Raw genomic sequence first — 18,206 nt, 5'->3', positions numbered from 1 at the left:
CCCGTATTCGACGCAGCGGGGCCGCGCGGCGTTCCCGCCGGTCAGCCACGGGCCGCGGCGGCGGCCTTCATGTCCCGCTTCAGCTCCTGCGGCAGCGAGAAGGTCAGCCGCTCGTTGGCGGTCACCACCTCGTCGACGTCGGTGAAGCCACGCGCGGCGAGGTGGTCGAGAACCTCCTGGACCAGCTCGTCGGGGACGCTCGCGCCCGAGGTCAGCCCGACCGTGCGCGCCGTCTCCAGCCACGCGTCATCGATTTCGTCCGCGAAGTCGACGAGGTGACCGGCGCGTGCCCCGGCGTCCAGGGCGACCTCGACGAGGCGTACGGAGTTGGAGGAGTTGGTCGAGCCGACGACGATCACCACGTCGCACTCGGGCGCGATCTCCTTGACCACGTGCTGCCGGTTGGAGGTGGCGTAGCAGATGTCGTCGCTGGGCGGCGACTGGAGCATCGGCAGCCGCTTCTTGAGCCGGGCCACCGTCTCCAGCGTCTCGTCGACTGAGAGGGTGGTCTGGGAGAGCCAGACGACCTTGTTCGGGTCACGGACGGTGATCTTGTCGGCGTCCTCAGGGCCGTCCACGAGCTGGATGTGCTCCGGGGCCTCGCCGGAGGTGCCGATGACCTCCTCGTGACCCTCGTGGCCGATCAGCAGGATGTCGTAGTCCTCGGCGGCGAACCGCTTCGCCTCCTGGTGCACCTTGGTGACCAGCGGGCACGTCGCGTCGATCGCCCGTAGGGAGCGGCTGCGGGCCTGCTCGTAGACCTCCGGGGCGACCCCGTGCGCGGAGAAGATGACGGTGGCACCCTCCGGCACCTCCTCGTTCTCCTCGACGAAGATCGCGCCCTGGCCCTCCAGTGTCCGTACGACGTGCTTGTTGTGCACGATCTGCTTGCGTACGTAGATCGGGGCGCCGTAGAGCTTGAGGGCCTCCTCCACGGTCTGCACCGCGCGGTCGACGCCCGCGCAGTAGCCGCGGGGCTTGGCCAGGAGCACGCGCTTGCCGGTCCGGGACGTCGCTTCAGCCTGAGTCACCCGCCCATCGTACGTGCCGCCCGGGAGAGCCACGCGGGACGCGACCGCCACCACGAGGCTGGCTGGTGAGCCGCGCGGGCATGTCCGGGGTGGGCCGTAGGGTGGGCGGGTGAGCACAGGCGAGGTGGCGCGGAGCACGTCCGACGAGCCGTGGCCGGTCCGGGTGGTCAGCCAGAAGGTCGGCGCCTGGATCGCCCGGCTGGGCTGGGTGTGGGTCGACGGGCAGGTGGCGCAGATCAGTCGCCGGCCGGGCGCCAGCACCGTCTTCCTCACCCTGCGCGACCCGTCGGCCGACCTGAGCCTGACCGTCACGACCAACCGGGACGTCCTCGACGCCGGGGCGCCGGAGCTGCGCGAGGGCGCCCGGGTGGTGCTGCACGCCAAGCCGGAGTTCTACGCCGCCCGGGGCACGCTCAGCCTGCGCGCCGACGAGATCCGACAGGTCGGCCTCGGCGAGCTGCTGGCCCGGCTGGACAAGCTCAAGAAGCTGCTCGCCGCCGAGGGGCTGTTCGACCGGGCGCGCAAGCGCCGGCCGCCGTTCCTGCCCAACCGGATCGGGCTGATCACCGGGCGCGCCTCGGCCGCCGAGCGCGACGTGCTGACCAATGCCCGCCGGCGCTGGCCGGCGGTCGAGTTCCGCACGGTCAACGTGGCGGTGCAGGGGCCGGGCGCGGTCCCGCAGATCGTCGACGCGCTCAAGGTGCTGGACGCCGACCCGGCCGTCGATGTGATCATCATCGCCCGGGGCGGGGGCGGCATCGAGGACCTGCTCCCCTTCTCCGACGAGGCGCTCTGCCGGGCCGTCTTCGCCTGCCGCACGCCGGTGGTCAGCGCGATCGGCCACGAGACCGACACGCCGCTGGTCGACTACGTCGCCGATCTGCGGGCGTCGACGCCGACCGACGCGGCCAAGCGCGTCGTCCCGGACCTCACCGAGGAAGTACGCGTCATCCGGCAGGCCCGGCACCGCCTCGAACGCGCGGTACGCAACCTGGTCGACCGCGAGTCGCACCGGCTCGACGGGCTGCGCTCCCGCCCGGTGCTGGCCCGGCCGCAGGTGATGGTCGACCAGCGGGCCACCGACCTGACCGGGTTGCGCCAGCGGGCCCGCCGGTGTCTGGAGCACCGGCTCGCCGCCGCCGACGACGACCTGCGGCACACCCTGGCCCGGCTGCGCGCGCTCTCCCCCGCCGCCACCCTCGACCGGGGCTACGCGATCGTCCAGCGCGCCGACGGTCAGGTCGTCCGCGCCGCGTCCGAGGTCGGCAAGGGCGATCCGCTCCGGGTACGCCTCGCCGACGGCGAGCTGACCGCGACGGTCGACGGTTGAGCGGGGGCGAGGATCACGATGTGGTGGGATGGCAGCGATGACTGACGAGAAGCAGGACGAACGGCTCAGCTACGAGCAGGCCCGGGCCGAGCTGGCATCGGTGGTCGAACGGCTGGAGGCCGGCGGCACCACGCTGGAGGAGTCGCTGGCGCTCTGGGAGCGCGGCGAGAAGCTCGCCGAGACCTGCCAGCGCTGGCTCGACGGGGCCCGCGCCCGCATCGACGCCGCCCGGCAGGAGTCGGCTTCCTGAGCCGACGCGGAACGGGGCGGCCGGAACCGCCCCGCGCCCGCGTCGATCGACTCAGTTGAACAGGTTGTAGAGCTCGGCCGGCGCCTCGACCACCTGGTCCGCCGGCGGCTTCTGCGCCGCGGTGGCGCTGCCGTACTCCGAGTAGGTGATCCGGATGTCCTGGGCCTTCGTCTGCCCGGCGGCCGGGATCTGGATGACCAGCTCGCTGAGCCGGCCCTGCGGGTCGAGCTTCGCGGTGAACGGCACCGACTTCGCCTGCGCCCCGAGGGCCGTGATCACCGTCGGGTCCACCGAGCCCGCCTCAGCGGCCTTCGACACGTCGATGGTGCCGGCGTACGCGCCCTCGCCCGTCTGACGCACCTCCGTGATGCCCTGCGTCAGCACCGCGCTGCCGGCGGGGTCGACCTTGTCGAAGTCGAAGCCGAGGTTCCGGTTGCCCTTGATCCGGGTCTGGTCCAGGTGCTGGTACTTGCCCAGGTTCAGCTTCTGCACACCCGGGATGCTCTTGGCGGTCGTGCCGCCGAGTTCGACCTTCACCCAGCTGTCCGGCTTGTAGTGGACGAGGTCGAGCTTCATGAACAGGTCGTCCGTCGGCTTGCCGATCGTCACCCGCATCTCGGCGCTCTGGCTGGGCTCGTGCACCCGCCCCTCGGCCGTCGAGCCGACGCCGGACATGGTGAACCGGAAGTTGCCGTTGCTGATCTCGCGGGTGGAGTTCAGCAGCGCCTGCTTGGCGTCCCCGGGCACCGGCGTCGCGCTGCCGGAGGCCGCGGGCGCCGAGAGGGTCGGGGTGGCGGACGAGCCCGCCGTCGGGGTCCCGGTGGCGTTGCAGGCGGCCAGACCGGGAGTGAACAGCGCGGCGGCCACCAGGCCGGCGCTCAGGCGTCGAACAGTCATACGTGTCTCCCACGGGGTCACCCGACGCACCTGGCGGCGGCCGGAAACCGGGCGACGCACCACCTCGGCTGCGTCGCACGAGCCCGGGGCGGTCGCCGGAGCGGCCGTAACGGGTTCGCTCCACTCCTGTTCCCTGTCGACGCGTCGCACAATCACCCTTCTGTCCGGTTGCCCCGCGCGGGTGACTCCGGAACGCGGAAACGGCTCGGACGCGGGGTCGCGGGCTAGCGGATCGCCGCAGCCAGGTGCCGCAGCTCGTTGTCCCGCGCGTCGCCGACCACGATCACCGTCCGGTCCGGTTCGAGCAGGACCAACGCCTGCTCGTTGCCCCGGGCGGTGTACCGCTGCCAGGTGCGCCCGCCCAGGTCGGTCTGGCCCTGCGGCTGTGCCTCGGCGGTCAGCTCGGTCGGCAGCAGCCGCTCCGGCGGCACGTTGCTCTGCACCAGCTGGGCGCCCCGCCCCTCGGGGGTCAGGTAACCGATGCGCAGGCTGGACCCGCCATCGACGGTCTGGAAGTTCGCGCTGACCGTACGCCACCCGTCCGCCAGCCCCGCCGGCTCGCTCACCGGGAAGGCGTTGGCGGCCCGGGCCGACTCGACGGCGGGCGCCGGGTCGACGGTGGTCGGCTGGTCGCCGCCGAGAAAGCCACGGTAGAAGGCCAGCAGCAGGGCGATCGGCACCAGCAGCACGAGCAGCGAGATCGCCATGTCCTTCGGCGACCGCTCCGATTTGTGGGTGTCGACCGCCGGCGGGGGCGCGGGCTGCTCGCCCGTCTCGGCGGCGCCGTCGGGCTGGGCCGCCCCGGGCGCGCCGGCGGGTTCGACAAGTGCCGGCTCCGCCTGGGGTACGGCGGCGGACGGGGTCACCGGCGGCTGGCCGTCCGGCGGCGTCGGGTCGGCGGGTACGCGATCGGCAGGCTGTGCGGGTTCCACCCCGCCATCTTCGCAGTTGCCCGACCGGCCGTATCCGGGCCATCACCGCCCCGGCCCGGCGCCGGGTGCGCCATCGTGTGAGGATCAGCGACATAGCCGGCAGCGGCAACGCCGCAGCCTGCCGCCCCGCAACGTCGCGAGGAGGAGCAGTCATGACGAACACCAGGACGCGGATCCCACAGGATCTCGACCGCAACCTCGCCCTCGACCTGGTCCGGGTCACCGAGGCCGCGGCGATGGCCGCCGGCCGCTGGGTCGGCCGGGGCGACAAGGAGGGCGGCGACGGCGCGGCCGTCGACGCGATGCGCAAGCTGATCAACTCGATCCCGATGCGGGGCGTCGTGGTGATCGGCGAGGGTGAGAAGGACAACGCCCCGATGCTCTTCAACGGCGAGGAGGTCGGCGACGGCACCGGCGCGGAGGTGGACGTCGCCGTCGACCCGGTCGACGGCACCACGCTGATGAGCAAGGGCATGCCGAACGCGCTGGCGGTGCTCGCCGTCTCCGAGCGCGGTGCGATGTTCGATCCCAGCGCGGTGTTCTACATGGAGAAGCTCGCCGTCGGGCCGGCGTACGCCGACGTGGTGGACATCAACGCCGGGGTGGCCGACAACCTGCGCCGGATCGCCAAGGTCAAGGGCACCGACGTCTCCGAGGTCACGGTCTGCGTCCTGGACCGGAGCCGCCACGACGACCTGGTCAAGCAGGTCCGCCGGACCGGGGCGGGCATCCGGTTCATCTCCGACGGGGACATCGCCGGCTCCATCGCGGCCGCCCGGGGCGAGTCGGACGTCGACGTGCTGATGGGTATCGGCGGCACCCCCGAGGGCATCATCTCCGCCTGCGCGCTGAAGTGCATGGGCGGGGCGATGCAGGCCAAGCTCTGGCCGCGCGACGCCGAGGAACGGGAGAAGGCGCTCGCCGCCGGGCACGACCTGGATCGGGTGCTGAGCACCGACGACCTCGTCACCGGCGACAACTGCTTCTTCGTGGCCACCGGCGTCACCTCCGGCGACCTGCTGCGCGGCGTCCGCTACCGGGCGGGTGGGGCGTACACGCAGTCGATCGTGATGCGCTCGAAGAGCGGCACGATCCGGGTGATCGACTCGTACCACCGGCTGGAGAAGCTGGCCCTCTACTCGGCGATCGACTTCGACGGCCGCCCGCTGGCCGAGCAGGAGTGACAGCCGCCGGGACGATGGCCCCGCCCGCCCCGTCGGCGGCCCGCCGGATCGTCGGCGTGGGTCTCGCGACCGCCTCCGGGGTGGCCGTGGCCGTGCAGTCCCGGATCAACGGCGAGTTGGGCGTACGCCTGGCCGACGGGATCGCCGCCGCGGTGGTCTCGTTCGGGCTGGGCCTGCTGGTGCTGCTCGTGCTGGTGCCCGCCACCCCCGGCGGGCGGCGGGGGCTGACCACCCTGCGCGGCGCGCTGACGGCGGGCACGCTGCGGCCGTGGCAGTGCCTCGGCGGGATGTGCGGGGCGTTCCTGGTCGCCGCCCAGGGGCTGACCATCGGCACGCTCGGCGTGGCGGTCTTCACGGTCGCGGTGGTCGCCGGCCAGTCCGGCAGCAGCCTGGCCGTCGACCGGGCCGGGATCGGCCCGGGCGGCCGCCAGGGAGTCACCCCGCAGCGGCTGGCCGGCGCGGCGCTGACCGTGGTCGCGGTCCTGCTGGCCGTCGGCGACCGGCTGGGCGATCCGGGCACCCTCGGGCTGGCCCTGCTGCCACTGCTCGCCGGGGTGGGCATCGCCTGGCAGCAGGCGGTCAACGGCCGGGTACGGATGGCGTCGGGCAGCGCGCTGACCGCCACCCTGGTCAACTTCACCGTCGGCATGGTGACCCTGCTGGTCGCCTTCGCCGTCGACATCGCGTTGCGCGGGTGGCCGGCGGGCAGCCCACCGGCCGAGCCCTGGCTCTATCTCGGCGGGCCCATCGGGATCGTGTTCATCGCGATCGCCGCCGCGATCGTCTCGTTCACCGGCGTGCTGCTGCTCGGCCTGGCCACCATCGCCGGGCAGATCGTCGGCGCCGTACTGCTGGATCTTCTCCTGCCCACGGCGGCCTCCCGCCCGGACGCCGTCACCCTGCTCGGCGCGGCGCTGACCCTCGTCGCGGTCATCGTCGCCGCTGTCACGCCCGGCCGCCCGGCCCGCTGACGAGCGGATTGGCCGGTGCCGCGACCAGCCGGGCCGCCCGCCAGCCCAGCAGCAGCCCCGGCACGGTGGCCGCCACGGCGAGCAGCACCGCCATGCCGGGGTACGCGGGCCGGCCGTAGAGCCAGCCCACCAGCGGCAACGCGGTCAGGGCCAGGGTCAGGGCGGCGGCCAGCAGCACTTCCACGGTCCATCGCCCGCGCGCGCCGGACAGCCCGACCGACGCCAGGCCGGACAGCGCCAGCAGGGGCAGCAGGACCGCGACCAGTCCGACGAGGCCGAGTACCCAGACGAACGGCAGATTCGACCAGGTCAGCGCCAGCATGGCCCAGGCGGTGACCGCGAGCACGGCCAGGGGAACCGGCCGCCAGCGGGCGGTGCCGGTTCGTACCCCCGCCCGCCCGGCCGACACGGCGAGCACCGACGCGACAAGCGTGAGGCCCAGGGCCAGGGCCAGCAGCGGATCGTTCTGCCGGTCCGCCGGGCTGCTCCGGCCGAGCGCCGACGGCCGACCGTCGAACGGGTATCCGCCCGCCGCCTCGTCCCCGACGAAGCCGAGGCGCTCCCAGCTCCCGTCGGGCCGGCGGACGGCGAACCCGTCCCGGCCGTTGGCGACCAGCACGACGTGCCGGCCGTGGCCGGTGTCCCGCACCGCCAGCTCCTGCGTGGCGATCCGCTCCCCGCGCCCCGGGTCCGGGTACTGCCGGCGGAGGACGGCCCGCTGCGCCTCGGTCGCTTCCCAGGCGTGCTGCCAGCTCCGGCCCGCGTCGTCGCTCTGCTCCACCGCGAGCCGGCCGGGGACCAGCCGGTAGCAACGCGTCGGCGTGGCCGTCGAACACCCCCGGCTGACCGGGCCGGCGACCGGCCCCTTCGTGCCGGCCAACGCCTCGGTCTCGCCCCGGGTCGGGTCGCGCCAGGTGACCCCGTCGTCGCCGCTCACCCGCCAGACGGGAGGGCTGTCGAAGACGTGGTCTTCGTAGCCGTGACCGATGCCGGCCGCCAACTGTCCGTCCAGGACCGCCGCCCGGACGGCGTCGGGATAGTGGACCGGGCTGGTGGCCGCCACCGCCAGCGTGGCCGCCGGCAGCAGCACGAGCAGCCGGACCAGCCGCGCGGACCGCCGTCGCACCGGCTCCCGCCGCGCCCGGGACCAGGCCCACCCGGCGAGGGCCAGCGCGGGCAGGGTGAGCAGGTCGGTGGGGTCGGCCCGGACCAGCGACGGCCCGCTGACGGCGCTCCAGAGCGCCGAGGCGCCCGCGGCGGCGTACCCGCTGGACTTGACCGCGGTGAAGCCGGCGGCCACGAGACCGAGCCCGAGCCCGGCGGCGACGCGGTCCGGCAGCCGCGGCGCCAGCAGCGTGAGCAGCACCGCGACCAACGGCGGCGCGACGAGCAGGCCGGCGACGTCGCTGAGCTTTCCGGTCACCAGGCCGGGGAAAGCCGGCTTGAGCAGGTGGTCGTTGACCACGAGCAGGACGAGGGCGGCGACCGTCGCGGGGTGCCCCAGCCAGGCCAGGGCCGCTCGCGTGCCGTCGGGGCGCGGGACCGGAGGGCTCATCGACCCACGATCGCAGCCACCGATCTCGATCCGGCCACGGCCGGGGCAGGATCCGGTAGCAGCGGTCAGGTGCCGTCGGACGAGTGCCCGGGGAACAGGTGCGCGCTCGGGTCGATGGCCACCGCCGCGTTGTTGACCGCCGTGGCCGCCTCGCCGAAGCCCGTCGCGATGAGCCGCACCTTGCCCGGGTATTCCGTGATGTCGCCCGCCGCGAAGACCCGAGGCAGGTTCGTCGCCATCGCGCTGTCGACCACGATGTGCCGGCGGTCCAGCCGCAGGCCCCACTCGGCCAGCGGGCCGAGGTCGGCGGTGAAGCCGAGGGCGGCCACCACCGTGTCCACCGGCAGCAGCTCGGCCGCGCCGCCGCGTACGGTGACCTCGGCGCCGGTGACGGTGCCGTCGCCGTACAGGGCGGTCACCTCGGCGTTGACGATCACGCGCACCGGCGTTTCCAGCACCCGCGCGACGGTGGCCGCGTGGGCCCGGAACTTCTCCCGCCGGTGCGTCAGCGTCACCGACCGGGCCAGCGGCTGGAGCGTCAGCGCCCAGTCGAACGCGGAGTCGCCGCCGCCGACGATCAGCACGTCCCGGTCGGCCAGCTCGGCCGGCTGCGGTACGAAGTAGACGACGCCGGTGCCGACGAAGTGCTCCGCCGCCGGCAGCGGCCGGGGCGTGAAGCTGCCCAGCCCGCCCGTGACGAGCACCGCCCCGCAGCGGAGCTGCTCGCCTCCGGCGAGACCGAGCACCGGGCGACCGTCGGCGTACGAGAGCTTCTCGGCGCGGGTGCCGAGCAGGTAGCACGGGTCGAAGGGCGCCGCCTGGGCGACGAGGTTGGCCACCAGGTCCCGCCCCTTGACGGCCGGGAAGCCGGCCACGTCGTGGATGAGCTTCTCCGGGTACATGGCGGTGATCTGGCCGCCGGGCTCGGGCAGCGCGTCGACGACCGCGACGGAGAGCCCCCGGAATCCCGCGTAGTACGCCGCGAACAGCCCGGTCGGACCGGCCCCGATCACCGCGACATCGATCTCACGCATGGGCGCACCGTCACTTTCCGTTCACGCATGAACGCGTGCTGATGCCGACGGTAGGGCCGACGGAGCGCCTGGGCAAGCACCTCCCACGGGGAGAGCACGGCGACGACACGTCGGTGCCGCCCGCCGGCTCAGGGCATGGTGAGCGTGGACTCCGACCGGTACGGGCCGCCGAGGTCGCCCCGGCGACGCCGGAAGATGATCGCGGCGACCACCCCGCCGAGCAGCCCGAACAGGTGCCCCTGCCAGGAGATCCGCTCGTCGGTGGGGAGGATGCCGACCAACTGCCAGCCGTAGAGCAGGCCGACCAGCAGGAAGACCGCGAAGTTCCACCAGCTCCGCTCGACGATGCCCCGGGTGAGCAGGATGCCCAGGTAGCCGAAGATCACGCCGCTCGCGCCCACCACGACGGTGGTCGACGAGCCGGTGAACCACACGCCCAGCCCGCTGACCAGGATGATGACGAGCGTCGACCAGAGGAACCGGCGGGCGCCGGCGGCGAGCACGAAGGTGCCGAGCAGGATCAGCGGGATGCTGTTGCTGTAGAGGTGGTCGAAGCCGTGGTGCAGGAACGGCGAGAAGAAGACCCCGTCGAGCCCGTCGATGCGCTTCGGGATGATCCCGGCGGTGGCGTCGAGGCCGAACGCCAGGCCCTGGTCGACGGCCTCGACGAGGAACAGGAACGGCACGACCGCGCACATGGCGACGAAGGCCCGGCCGAGCGCGGCGTAGAACGCCTCGGTGCCGAACCGGTGCGGGTCGCCGCTGGACGGGTGCAGGGTCACCCGTCAAGAGCTATCAGGTGACAGGCCCAGCCGCCACTCCTGCGGGCAACCCGTACCGGAACGACGGGGGCGGGGTGTGTGGACGCCCACACACCCCGCCCCCGGCGGATCGGTCAGTACCAGCCCACGTCCTGGGAGTGCGCCCAGGCCTTGCAGGGCGTGCCGTAGCGGCCCTTGATGTAGCCGAGACCCCACTCGATCTGGGTCGCCGGGTTGGTCTGCCAGTCGCTGGCGACCGAGCCCATCTTGCTGCCCGGCAGCGCCTGCGGGATGCCGTACGCCCCGGACGAGGAGTTGCGGGCCTTGTGGTTCCAGCCGCTCTCCTTGTCCCAGAGCTTGTTCAGGCAGGGGAACTGGTCCATTCCGAAGCCGGCGTCCACCATCATCGCGCAGCCGACCTTGCGGTTGCCGCTGAACTCGGCGCAGGACGCGGGGATCGGGCCGGCGTACGGCTTGCTCTCGGCGGCCTTCTTGGCGGCTTCCTCGCGGGCCTTCTTCCGCGACGCGGCGGCGGCCTCGGCCTCGCGGGCACGCTTGGCGGCCTCCTTGGCCGCGATGGCGGCGCGCAGCTTCGCCTGGTACTCGGCGGCCCGTTTCTTGGCGGACTGCACCTGGTAGGCGGCCTGCCGTTCGCGCTGGTACTCGAACTCAGCCTGCTCGACGGCAGCCCCGGCCTGGGCGGTCAGGCCCTGCTGCTGGGTCTGACGGTCTTCGCCCAGATAGACACCGCCGGCAACGCCCACGGAGAGCAGCGCGACAGCGGCCGTCCGGGCGCCGAACCGGCTCCACAGCCGACTCACGAAGTGGTCCCTTCGTTGGGGGCAAGGACGCGGCGCGGTGGCGGGCACCCGGGAGGGTGCGATCCGCGCCGCGAGCGCCCCGACCCGGTGCCGGTCGCAGCCGACGCACCGGAGTGGAGATGTTGGCGCGTCGTGTGTGACGAACGATCACCAACGATCTTCTCGGTACGTGGGCGCTCGTGGGACACCATCGCGCACAGTGGGGCTGATGGGAAACCATCAGCCCCAACTGTGATTTGCACCACAAATAAAATGCGGATGAACCCCTACATAACGGGCATCATTGCGGGATGTCTTCCAGGAGATCGGTCACCATCGCGGCGATCGGCGAACGCTCCGAACGGCTGAGCGTGACGTGGGCGAAGAGCTGATGGCCCTTGAGCGCTTCGATCACCGCGGTCACCCCGTCGTGCCGCCCGACGCGGAGATTGTCGCGCTGGGCCACGTCGTGGGTGAGCACGACCCGGGAGCCCTGGCCGATCCGGGAGAGCACCGTCAGCAGCACGCCGCGTTCCAGCGACTGCGCCTCGTCCACGATCACGAAGGCGTCGTGCAGGCTGCGCCCCCGGATGTGCGTCAACGGCAGCACCTCCAGCAGCCCGCGTGAGGTGACCTCCTCCAGCACGTTCTCGTGCACCACCGCGCCGAGGGTGTCGAAGACCGCCTGCGCCCAGGGCGACATCTTCTCCGACTCGGAGCCGGGGAGATAGCCCAGTTCCTGGCCACCGACGGCGTAGAGCGGGCGGAAGACGACGACCTTCCTGTGCCGGCGGCGTTCCATCACCGCCTCCAGCCCGGCGCAGAGGGCCAGCGCCGACTTGCCGGTGCCGGCCCGCCCGCCCAGCGAGACGATGCCCACCGACTCGTCCAGCAGCAGGTCGAGCGCGATCCGCTGCTCGGCCGAACGGCCGTGCACCCCGAACGCCTCCCGGTCGCCGCGCACGAGCCGTACCGTCTTGTCGGGCAGCACCCGGCCGAGCGCCGAGCCTCCGCCCGAGTGCAGCACCAGGCCGGTGTGGCAGGGCAGCCCGGCCGCCGCGTCCAGGTCGATCGTCTCGCCGGCGTACAGCCGCCCGATCTGGTCGTCGGTCAGCTCCAGCTCGGCCATCCCGGTCCAGGTGGGGTCGCTGGCCTGGCCGTGCCGGTACTCGTCCGCCCGCAGGCCCACCGAGGCGGCCTTGACCCGCAGCGGCATGTCCTTGCTGACCAGGGTCACCTCCCGGCCCTCGGCGGCGAGGTTCAACGCGACCGAGAGGATCCGGGCGTCGTTGGAGTCGGTGCGGAAGCCCGGGGGCAGTACGGCGTCGTCGGAGTGGTTGAGCTCCACCCGCAGCGTGCCGCCGGAGTCGTTGGCCGGCACCGGATGGTCCAGGCGCCCGTGCTGGACCCGCAGCTCGTCCAGCATGCGCAGGGACTGCCGGGCGAACCAGCCCAGCTCCGGATGGTGTCGTTTGCCCTCCAGCTCGGAGATGACCACGAGAGGCAGGACCACCTCGTGTTCAGCGAAGCGGTGGAAGGCCGCCGGGTCGGACAGGAGCACCGAGGTGTCCAGGACGAAGGCCTGGCCTGCTGGTCGGGGCTCCTCGGTGCCGACCGGAGCGGCGGCCGCGCTGCGGCGGCTCCGGGTGGCGCGGCGGGTCGTGGCAGTCGCGGCCGGGGTCTGGTCGGTCCCGGCGGGTGTACGGCGAGTCGTCACAGGCCTGCTCCGACGGATGGGCACCCGCCACCCGCGTTCCGCCTCCTCCGGTGCCCGGGGACACGGGGTCGGATGCGGAACCCCGTGCGCGAGGTCGCAGATCCGGGCGGACCGGCTGGCCCGGGAGAACCCCGTGCCATGCCTAGACGCTAGCGGCGTCAGCCGCCGTGGGCTAGAGGGCGAGCGCGGATCACCGGTACCGGCCAGTGGTGCCCGGCCGGCGGCGGAACCGGCCGGGATGCATGCCCCCTGCGCGCATCCCGGCCGGCGGAACCACCGTCACCGGTCTGACGTGGTCCCGACGGTGCGTGTCCGCCGCGGACGACGCACCGCGCCTGATCGCCGGTCGACGGGGCCTCGGGCTCCCCACCGACCGGACTTCAACCGGTCCGCCGGACCAGGGTGCCGGCCGGTTGCCGCTCGGCGACCGGGGCGGCCGGTGCCGCGAACGACGAGCCGGTGTAGGTGGTTCCGGGCCGGACCACCGTGCCGGTGACCCGGGCGGCGGCGACGGGTGCCGGGCCGGCCAGGGCGGACGCGATGGCGGCCTGGGCGTCGCGGCGACGCCGGTTCCAGGCCCCCCGGTCGCCGTCGAAGTAGCCCTGCCGGTAGCCGAACCGGTAACCGATCCGGTAGCTGAGTTGACCGTGCAACCGGCCGGCCGCGTAGCTCGTGGCGCCGAGGACGAGGACGAGGAACACGGCGAGGAACGGGCTCATCCGGCGGCTCCGGTCGGCCGCGGGTGCCGGGTCACCGCTCCTCCGGCTCGGTCGGGGTGGGCTCGGCGACCAGGAGCCGGTCCAGGTCGTCCGTGCCCACCTCCTCCACCAGCTCGACGCTGATCCGGCAGCCGTCCAGCACCACCTCGGCCACGGAGGAGCGGCGGATCTCGCCGCCGGCGTCGTACACCCGGACGCTCAGTTCGGGGCAGCCGAGGTGGGTGCGCCAGGCGTCCCACTCGGTGCGGTCGCCGACGCTGAGCGACAGATAGCGGCAGCCTCGGGCGAGGTAGAGCCGCCAGGGCGCGCTCAGGCCCGCGGCCACCCCGTTCGCGACCAGGCCGAATGCCTGCGTACGGGTGGCTAGTTCGGTCACCACACCCCCCTCGCGCCGGAGGCGTGACGCATGTGAGCACCGATCGTCTCATGCACGTGACACACCGTAGGTTGTCCCATGAGCGTGACAGTATCAGCTTTTCGTCCCTTTGCCGCGACCTCTACGGTCACCTATTCTGCCCAGGTGACACCCCTCAGGAGCGGTGCCGGATCGTTTACCGGCACATCGAAAACTTCGTCACGTCCGCGTGACAACAGCGTGCCAGTACGCACACCGGTCGACGGCTGGTCGTACCGTCACCAGGTGACCGAGACGGCCAACGCACGGAAGATCGCCTTCGCCAGCTTCGTCCGCAGGGCGCTCGACGAGGCCCGGGCGACCCGGGCCTGGAGCGGGACCGAGGTCTCCCGCCGCACCGGCGTCTCCCGGCAGACCATCAACCGCTGGGTACGGGGCGACTGGGCGAGCGACCCGGAGGCCGAGCGCGTGGTCGCGTTCTGCGAGGGCCTGGGCCTCAGCCCCGCCACCGCCTTCACCGCGCTGGGCTGGGAACGGAACACCGCCCCCCGCAGCGCCCCGACACCTCCGCCGATGGACCCCGACGTGGAGGCGCTGCTGCGTCGCCTCGTCGACCCCGACGTCTCCGACGCGGAGAAGTTCCATATTCGGGAAACCATTAGATACCTCGCATATCGCCCCACCCTGCCGGTCGATGTCCGAAAACGAGGTAAACAAGCCGGCTAGTTCCTCAGATGGCGAAAGAACAGCAGGTCAGACTCATTCGTTTCGCTCCGGGGCCGGAACGGGCGCGCTAGCGTCCGTATTCGTACTGCTTGGGCTCGTCGTCGGCGGGGGGACGGGACAAGGCCGAACCCAGCCCTGCGGGACAGAAGGAGGGGTCTGTCCATGACCCTGAAGTGGATGGCAGTCCTGATCGCCACCGTGTCGGTGACACTGGGCGTGACCGGAAACGTGGTGACCCTCGCGGTCAACGGCGGGCAGCTTCCTCTGCTCGTCAACCTTCTCGCGCTCACCTCGGCCGGCACCGCGGTCGTCCTGGCCGTGGTCGCCGAGCTGCACCACCGGCTCGACGACCGGGTCAGCGCCCTGGCCGACTTCCTGGTCGACCAGCTGAAGGAGATCGAGGAGCGCACCGGCGACCGGAACGCCGGATTCGTCGAGGGTTACCTGCTCAACCACGGCCAGGAGGCGGCCGTCGTGCCGTTCGGCCGGCGGGGACGGGGAGCCGCCGAACGCTGAGCGACAGCCCGCCGTCCGCGCCGGCCGCACACCCGATGCGCCGGCCGGAGGCCATCTCTCGGTCGGGGATTGAGCCGCCCCGCCCGGGGTACGCTGTCGCGCGTGCCGCCGTTGAATCTGGGCAACCAGCAGCCGAGGACCCCGTTGGACGCCGACCAGGCCTGGCGGACGACCGCCGGGCGGTCGGCCGGGACAGTGCTCTTCTTCGATTTCGACGGCACCCTCGCGCCGGTCGACGACGATCCCACCGCCGTCCGCCCGGCACCGAAGGTGCTGGCCGCGATCGAGGCGCTCGCCCCGGTCGTCCGGCGGATCGCGATCGTCTCCGCACGCCCGGTCGAGTTCCTCCGCGACCACCTCGGCGGCCTGGCCGGCGTCGACCTGTACGGCCTCTACGGCCTGGAACACAGCCACTCCGGCGGCGAGACCGTGACGGAGCCGGCGGCCCTGCCCTGGGTGCCCACCATGGCCGAGCTGGCCGAACTGGCCCGGGCCGAGCTGCCCGAGGGTGCGCTGGTGGAGTACAAGCGGCTCTCCGTGGCGCTGCACTGGCGCACCGCGCCGCAGCTCGGCGCGACGGTCGAACAGTGGGGCCGGGCGCAGGCCGAGCGGCTCGGGCTCAGGGTCCAGGCCGGGCGGATGGTGCTGGAGCTCAAGCCCCCGGTCGACCGCGACAAGGGCATGGTGATCGACGAGATCGTCCGGGACGCCGAGGGCGCCTGGTACTTCGGGGACGACGTCTCCGACATCAAGGCCTTCGCCGCGCTGCGGGCCCGGGCCGCCGCCGACCCGCACTTCTTCGGCGTCTGCGTCGCTGTCGCCAACCCGGAGACGGGTCACGAGGTAGCGGAAGCCGCCGACCTCACCCTGGACTCCCCCGCCGCCCTGGGCGACTTCCTCACCAACGCCACCCACCACCTGACCTGACCCACCTGACCTGACCCACCCCACCCCACCCTCCCCGGCCCGCCCGGCCCCGCCCGCCCGCCCGCCCGCCCGCCCCGGCGATCTTGCACTTCCTGCCCAGGCAAAGAGGGCTAAACGGGCATTTGCGGGGCCGAAAGTGCAAGATCGCGGGGGCCTACCGTGGCGGTACCGGCGTCGCGGGCCAGCGTGGGGGGCGTCAGGCGCCGTAGCGGCGTTGGCGGTTGGCGTACGAGCGCAGGGCCCGGAGGAAGTCGATGTGCCGGAAATCCGGCCAGTTGAGCTCGCAGAAGTAGAACTCCGAGTGCGCCGACTGCCACAGCATGAAGCCGGAGAGGCGCTGCTCACCGCTCGTACGGATGACCAGGTCCGGATCGGGCTGACCTCGGGTGTAGAGATGCTCGGCAATGTGCTCGACGTCCAGCACCTCGGCGAGCTCCTCCAGGGTGCCGCCGGAGGCCGCGTGTTCCAGCAGCAGCGAGCGCACCGCGTCGGTGATCTCCCGCCGGCCGCCGTAGCCGACCGCGATGTTGACCTCGGCTCCGCCGCTGCGGTCCCGGGTGCGTTCCTCGGCGGCCTTCAGCGCGGCGGCGGTCGAGGCGGGCAGCAGGTCGAGCGCGCCGACCATGCGCAACCGCCAGGGGTTGCCCTCCTCCGCCAGCTCGACCACCAGATCCTCGATGATCTGTAGCAGCGGGTCGAGTTCCTTGGCCGGTCGACGCAGGTTGTCGGTGGCCAGGAGGTAGAGCGTGACGTGCGCGATGCCGGCCTGGTTGCACCAGCCCAGCATGTGCTTGATCTTGACGGCGCCCATCCGGTGCCCGTCGTTCGGATCGACGTAGCCCATCTCCCTGGCCCACCGGCGGTTGCCGTCACACATCACGCCGACGTGCCGGGGCACCGGCTTGCCCGCGAGCTTCGCCTTGAGGCGACGCTCGTACACCGAGTAAATCAGGTCCCGCAGAGTCATCACCCTGCAGCGTAGCGACATCCCCGGCGAATCACCGCCTCGGACCGCGCTTCCACACCGAGAGACCGATGCCGATCATGCCCAGGGTGCGGGCGTCCAGCCGTCCGTCGCCCAGCCCCAACTCGACCACCGTCCGGTAGACCCGGTCGTCCCGGCGCGCCGCGCGGACCGCCGCGTCGACCACCCGCCGGTGTCGGCCGAGCCACGCCGCCAGCGAGCTGTGCCGCAGGTGGGTACCGAGTCGGCGGTGCAGCGCGCCCGCGTACCGCCGGGCGGCCTGCTCGGGCGAGCCGGCCGCCGCCGTGCCGGCGAGCGCACCGGAGAGCAGGGCGTAGAAGATGCCCTCGCCGGTGAACGGATTGATCAGGGAGAGCGCGTCCCCGGCGAGCACCACCCGACCGTGCCCGGGGGCCGGACGGTGCGTCGACAGCGGCAGGTGGTGGGCCCGCAGGTCGGTGACGGTGGCCGGGTCCGTGCCGGGCAACAGCGCGCGGAGCCGGTCGACCAGGTGCGCCCGGGTCAGCGGCTCGCCCCGCAGCACCTCCCCGTACCCGACGTTCGCCCGGCCGTCCCCGATCGGGAACGACCAGGCGTACGCCGGCCAGCGCGGCGCCGAGGTGACGATGAGCTGTTCGGGCGGGCCGGGCAGCGCCGGGGCGTACCCCCGGATGGCGAGCGCCAGGTGACGGTCGGGATTCGGCCGGTGCCCGAGCGCCCGCCGGACGACGGACCCGGCACCGTCCGCACCGACCACCGCCCGTGCCGCCAGCCCGCCGTCGAGCACCACCCGGTCGGCCCGGACCTCCAGGTGCCGCACCGTGTGCCGGCGCAGCCGTGCGCCGGCCGCGACCGCCGCCGCCACCAGCCGCGCGTCGAAGACCTTCCTGGGCACGGTGTACGCCGGCCGGGGCAGCGCCCGGGCCACGGAGCCACCGCCCGGGCCGAGCAGTCGCAGCGCCGGCAGCGGGGCGTGGCCGGCCACCGCGTCGGGCACCCCCAACTCGTCGAGTACGTCCAGCGCGTGTGCGGCGATGCCGTCTCCGCACGCCTTGTCCCGCGGGAAGTCGGACCGGTCCAGCAACAGCACGCTCGCCCCCGCCCGGCGGGCCGCCAGCGCCGCGGCCGACCCGGCCGGACCGGCCCCGACCACCACCACGTCGAACTCGTCGCTCACCGCACCGCCTCCCTCGGTCAGCCCACCCGCCATCCTGCCGCCGGGCGAACCCACCGCACGGCACCTCACCGGCACGTCGGCCGACTTCTCCCCGGAACGGTCTCTTCATCAGTGCGACGGCGCGCTGGCACGGCGGTGCGGCAGCCTGCGGTCGACCCGACTGAACAGGTGGCCGTGTGCCGCTGTCGAGCTGCCCGCACAGATGGGGCAGCGCACCACCGAACGCCACGCGCCCGACCCACCACCGCGACACCGGGCGGTCGCGGTGCCCGTGGCCGTCCGATGACGCGTTTCGCACCGCCACTCCGCTGTGGTCCTGTGGACGGGGCAGCTCGACAGCGCCCGCGACACCACACCGCA

Annotated in this window: 19 protein-coding genes; 7 read left to right on the top strand and 12 right to left on the bottom strand. The window is 73.1% G+C overall.

Annotated features, from left to right (window positions below):
* Nucleotides 1-41: 41 nt before the first annotated feature.
* Nucleotides 42-1,031: a 4-hydroxy-3-methylbut-2-enyl diphosphate reductase gene (locus ABZ809_RS04840; RefSeq protein ID WP_357561052.1), complete on the bottom strand. Its 990-nt coding sequence runs from the start codon at nt 1,029-1,031 to the stop codon at nt 42-44.
* 109 nt (nt 1,032-1,140) lie between these two features.
* On the opposite strand from ABZ809_RS04840, the gene xseA reads away from it, so the two are divergent.
* The gene (xseA, locus tag ABZ809_RS04835; RefSeq protein ID WP_357561051.1) at nt 1,141-2,361 is read left to right on the top strand and encodes an exodeoxyribonuclease VII large subunit; all 1,221 of its coding nucleotides are present in this window, start codon (nt 1,141-1,143) and stop codon (nt 2,359-2,361) included.
* Nucleotides 2,362-2,398: 37 nt separating this feature from the next.
* A complete protein-coding gene (locus ABZ809_RS04830; RefSeq protein ID WP_357561050.1) occupies nt 2,399-2,611 on the top strand; it encodes an exodeoxyribonuclease VII small subunit in 213 nt (70 codons plus the stop codon).
* A 51-nt stretch (nt 2,612-2,662) separates the two neighbouring features.
* Here ABZ809_RS04830 and ABZ809_RS04825 read toward each other — a convergent pair whose 3' ends face one another.
* On the bottom strand, nt 2,663-3,508 hold the full coding sequence (locus ABZ809_RS04825) for a hypothetical protein (protein WP_357561049.1): 846 nt from the start codon (nt 3,506-3,508) through the stop codon (nt 2,663-2,665).
* A 224-nt stretch (nt 3,509-3,732) separates the two neighbouring features.
* Complete coding sequence (locus ABZ809_RS04820; RefSeq protein ID WP_357561048.1) at nt 3,733-4,440, bottom strand: DUF4245 family protein; 708 nt, start codon at nt 4,438-4,440, stop codon at nt 3,733-3,735.
* Between the two features lie 152 nt (nt 4,441-4,592).
* On the opposite strand from ABZ809_RS04820, the gene glpX reads away from it, so the two are divergent.
* Together glpX and ABZ809_RS04810 are read left to right on the top strand one after the other, a co-directional pair.
* Entirely contained in the window at nt 4,593-5,624 is a 1,032-nt protein-coding gene (gene glpX / locus ABZ809_RS04815) for a class II fructose-bisphosphatase (RefSeq protein ID WP_357561047.1), read from the top strand.
* 14 nt (nt 5,625-5,638) lie between these two features.
* Nucleotides 5,639-6,595, top strand: coding sequence for a DMT family transporter (locus tag ABZ809_RS04810; RefSeq protein ID WP_357561451.1), 957 nt, complete (start codon nt 5,639-5,641; stop codon nt 6,593-6,595).
* Here the strand turns inward: ABZ809_RS04810 and ABZ809_RS04805 are convergent.
* The 7 genes from ABZ809_RS04805 to ABZ809_RS04775 form a co-directional block, all read right to left on the bottom strand.
* Nucleotides 6,570-8,150, bottom strand: a complete 1,581-nt coding sequence (locus tag ABZ809_RS04805) for a hypothetical protein (protein ID WP_357561046.1) — start codon at nt 8,148-8,150, stop codon at nt 6,570-6,572. The genes ABZ809_RS04810 and ABZ809_RS04805 overlap by 26 nt on opposite strands.
* Before the next feature lie 65 nt (nt 8,151-8,215).
* Entirely contained in the window at nt 8,216-9,184 is a 969-nt protein-coding gene (locus ABZ809_RS04800) for an NAD(P)/FAD-dependent oxidoreductase (RefSeq protein WP_357561045.1), read from the bottom strand.
* Between the two features lie 128 nt (nt 9,185-9,312).
* Nucleotides 9,313-9,966 carry a rhomboid family intramembrane serine protease gene (locus tag ABZ809_RS04795; protein ID WP_357561044.1) on the bottom strand — a complete coding sequence of 218 codons (654 nt, stop codon included), beginning with the start codon at nt 9,964-9,966 and terminating at the stop codon, nt 9,313-9,315.
* A gap of 113 nt (nt 9,967-10,079) precedes the next feature.
* Complete coding sequence (locus ABZ809_RS04790) at nt 10,080-10,766, bottom strand: lytic transglycosylase domain-containing protein (protein WP_357561043.1); 687 nt, start codon at nt 10,764-10,766, stop codon at nt 10,080-10,082.
* A gap of 280 nt (nt 10,767-11,046) precedes the next feature.
* A complete protein-coding gene (locus ABZ809_RS04785; protein ID WP_357561042.1) occupies nt 11,047-12,462 on the bottom strand; it encodes a PhoH family protein in 1,416 nt (471 codons plus the stop codon).
* Nucleotides 12,463-12,842: 380 nt separating this feature from the next.
* Complete coding sequence (locus ABZ809_RS04780; RefSeq protein WP_357561041.1) at nt 12,843-13,181, bottom strand: hypothetical protein; 339 nt, start codon at nt 13,179-13,181, stop codon at nt 12,843-12,845.
* Nucleotides 13,182-13,212: 31 nt separating this feature from the next.
* Nucleotides 13,213-13,557, bottom strand: a complete 345-nt coding sequence (locus ABZ809_RS04775; protein ID WP_357561040.1) for a hypothetical protein — start codon at nt 13,555-13,557, stop codon at nt 13,213-13,215.
* A 264-nt stretch (nt 13,558-13,821) separates the two neighbouring features.
* On the opposite strand from ABZ809_RS04775, the gene ABZ809_RS04770 reads away from it, so the two are divergent.
* The 3 genes from ABZ809_RS04770 to otsB all read left to right on the top strand — a co-directional run bounded on the left by ABZ809_RS04770 (nt 13,822) and on the right by otsB (nt 15,705).
* The gene (locus ABZ809_RS04770) at nt 13,822-14,262 is read left to right on the top strand and encodes an XRE family transcriptional regulator (protein WP_357561039.1); all 441 of its coding nucleotides are present in this window, start codon (nt 13,822-13,824) and stop codon (nt 14,260-14,262) included.
* Between the two features lie 162 nt (nt 14,263-14,424).
* Nucleotides 14,425-14,778, top strand: coding sequence for a hypothetical protein (locus ABZ809_RS04765; protein ID WP_357561038.1), 354 nt, complete (start codon nt 14,425-14,427; stop codon nt 14,776-14,778).
* 102 nt (nt 14,779-14,880) lie between these two features.
* Nucleotides 14,881-15,705, top strand: coding sequence for a trehalose-phosphatase (gene otsB / locus ABZ809_RS04760; RefSeq protein WP_357561037.1), 825 nt, complete (start codon nt 14,881-14,883; stop codon nt 15,703-15,705).
* 196 nt (nt 15,706-15,901) lie between these two features.
* On the opposite strand, the gene ABZ809_RS04755 is transcribed toward otsB, so the two are convergent.
* Together ABZ809_RS04755 and ABZ809_RS04750 are read right to left on the bottom strand one after the other, a co-directional pair.
* The gene (locus ABZ809_RS04755) at nt 15,902-16,672 is read right to left on the bottom strand and encodes an isoprenyl transferase (protein ID WP_357561036.1); all 771 of its coding nucleotides are present in this window, start codon (nt 16,670-16,672) and stop codon (nt 15,902-15,904) included.
* 31 nt (nt 16,673-16,703) lie between these two features.
* Complete coding sequence (locus ABZ809_RS04750) at nt 16,704-17,879, bottom strand: geranylgeranyl reductase family protein (RefSeq protein ID WP_357561449.1); 1,176 nt, start codon at nt 17,877-17,879, stop codon at nt 16,704-16,706.
* Nucleotides 17,880-18,206 lie beyond the last annotated feature (327 nt).

This window comes from Micromonospora sp. NPDC047074 (assembly GCF_040643815.1).
Classification (GTDB): Bacteria; Actinomycetota; Actinomycetes; order Mycobacteriales; family Micromonosporaceae; genus Micromonospora.
The sequence above is the reverse complement of the archived record's forward strand: the minus strand, read 5'-3'. Positions and strand labels throughout refer to the sequence as shown.

What these genes read in the sequence shown, in the direction of transcription:
- ABZ809_RS04755 (WP_357561036.1), bottom strand. Translation starts at nt 16,672, where the DNA reads ATGACTCTGCGGGACCTGATTTACTCGGTGTACGAGCGTCGCCTCAAG.
- ABZ809_RS04780 (WP_357561041.1), bottom strand. Translation starts at nt 13,181, where the DNA reads ATGAGCCCGTTCCTCGCCGTGTTCCTCGTCCTCGTCCTCGGCGCCACG.
- ABZ809_RS04810 (WP_357561451.1), top strand. Translation starts at nt 5,639, where the DNA reads ATGGCCCCGCCCGCCCCGTCGGCGGCCCGCCGGATCGTCGGCGTGGGT.
- ABZ809_RS04825 (WP_357561049.1), bottom strand. Translation starts at nt 3,508, where the DNA reads ATGACTGTTCGACGCCTGAGCGCCGGCCTGGTGGCCGCCGCGCTGTTC.
- glpX (WP_357561047.1), top strand. Translation starts at nt 4,593, where the DNA reads ATGACGAACACCAGGACGCGGATCCCACAGGATCTCGACCGCAACCTC.
- ABZ809_RS04830 (WP_357561050.1), top strand. Translation starts at nt 2,399, where the DNA reads ATGACTGACGAGAAGCAGGACGAACGGCTCAGCTACGAGCAGGCCCGG.
- ABZ809_RS04750 (WP_357561449.1), bottom strand. Translation starts at nt 17,879, where the DNA reads ATGGCGGGTGGGCTGACCGAGGGAGGCGGTGCGGTGAGCGACGAGTTC.
- ABZ809_RS04800 (WP_357561045.1), bottom strand. Translation starts at nt 9,184, where the DNA reads ATGCGTGAGATCGATGTCGCGGTGATCGGGGCCGGTCCGACCGGGCTG.
- ABZ809_RS04805 (WP_357561046.1), bottom strand. Translation starts at nt 8,150, where the DNA reads ATGAGCCCTCCGGTCCCGCGCCCCGACGGCACGCGAGCGGCCCTGGCC.
- ABZ809_RS04765 (WP_357561038.1), top strand. Translation starts at nt 14,425, where the DNA reads ATGACCCTGAAGTGGATGGCAGTCCTGATCGCCACCGTGTCGGTGACA.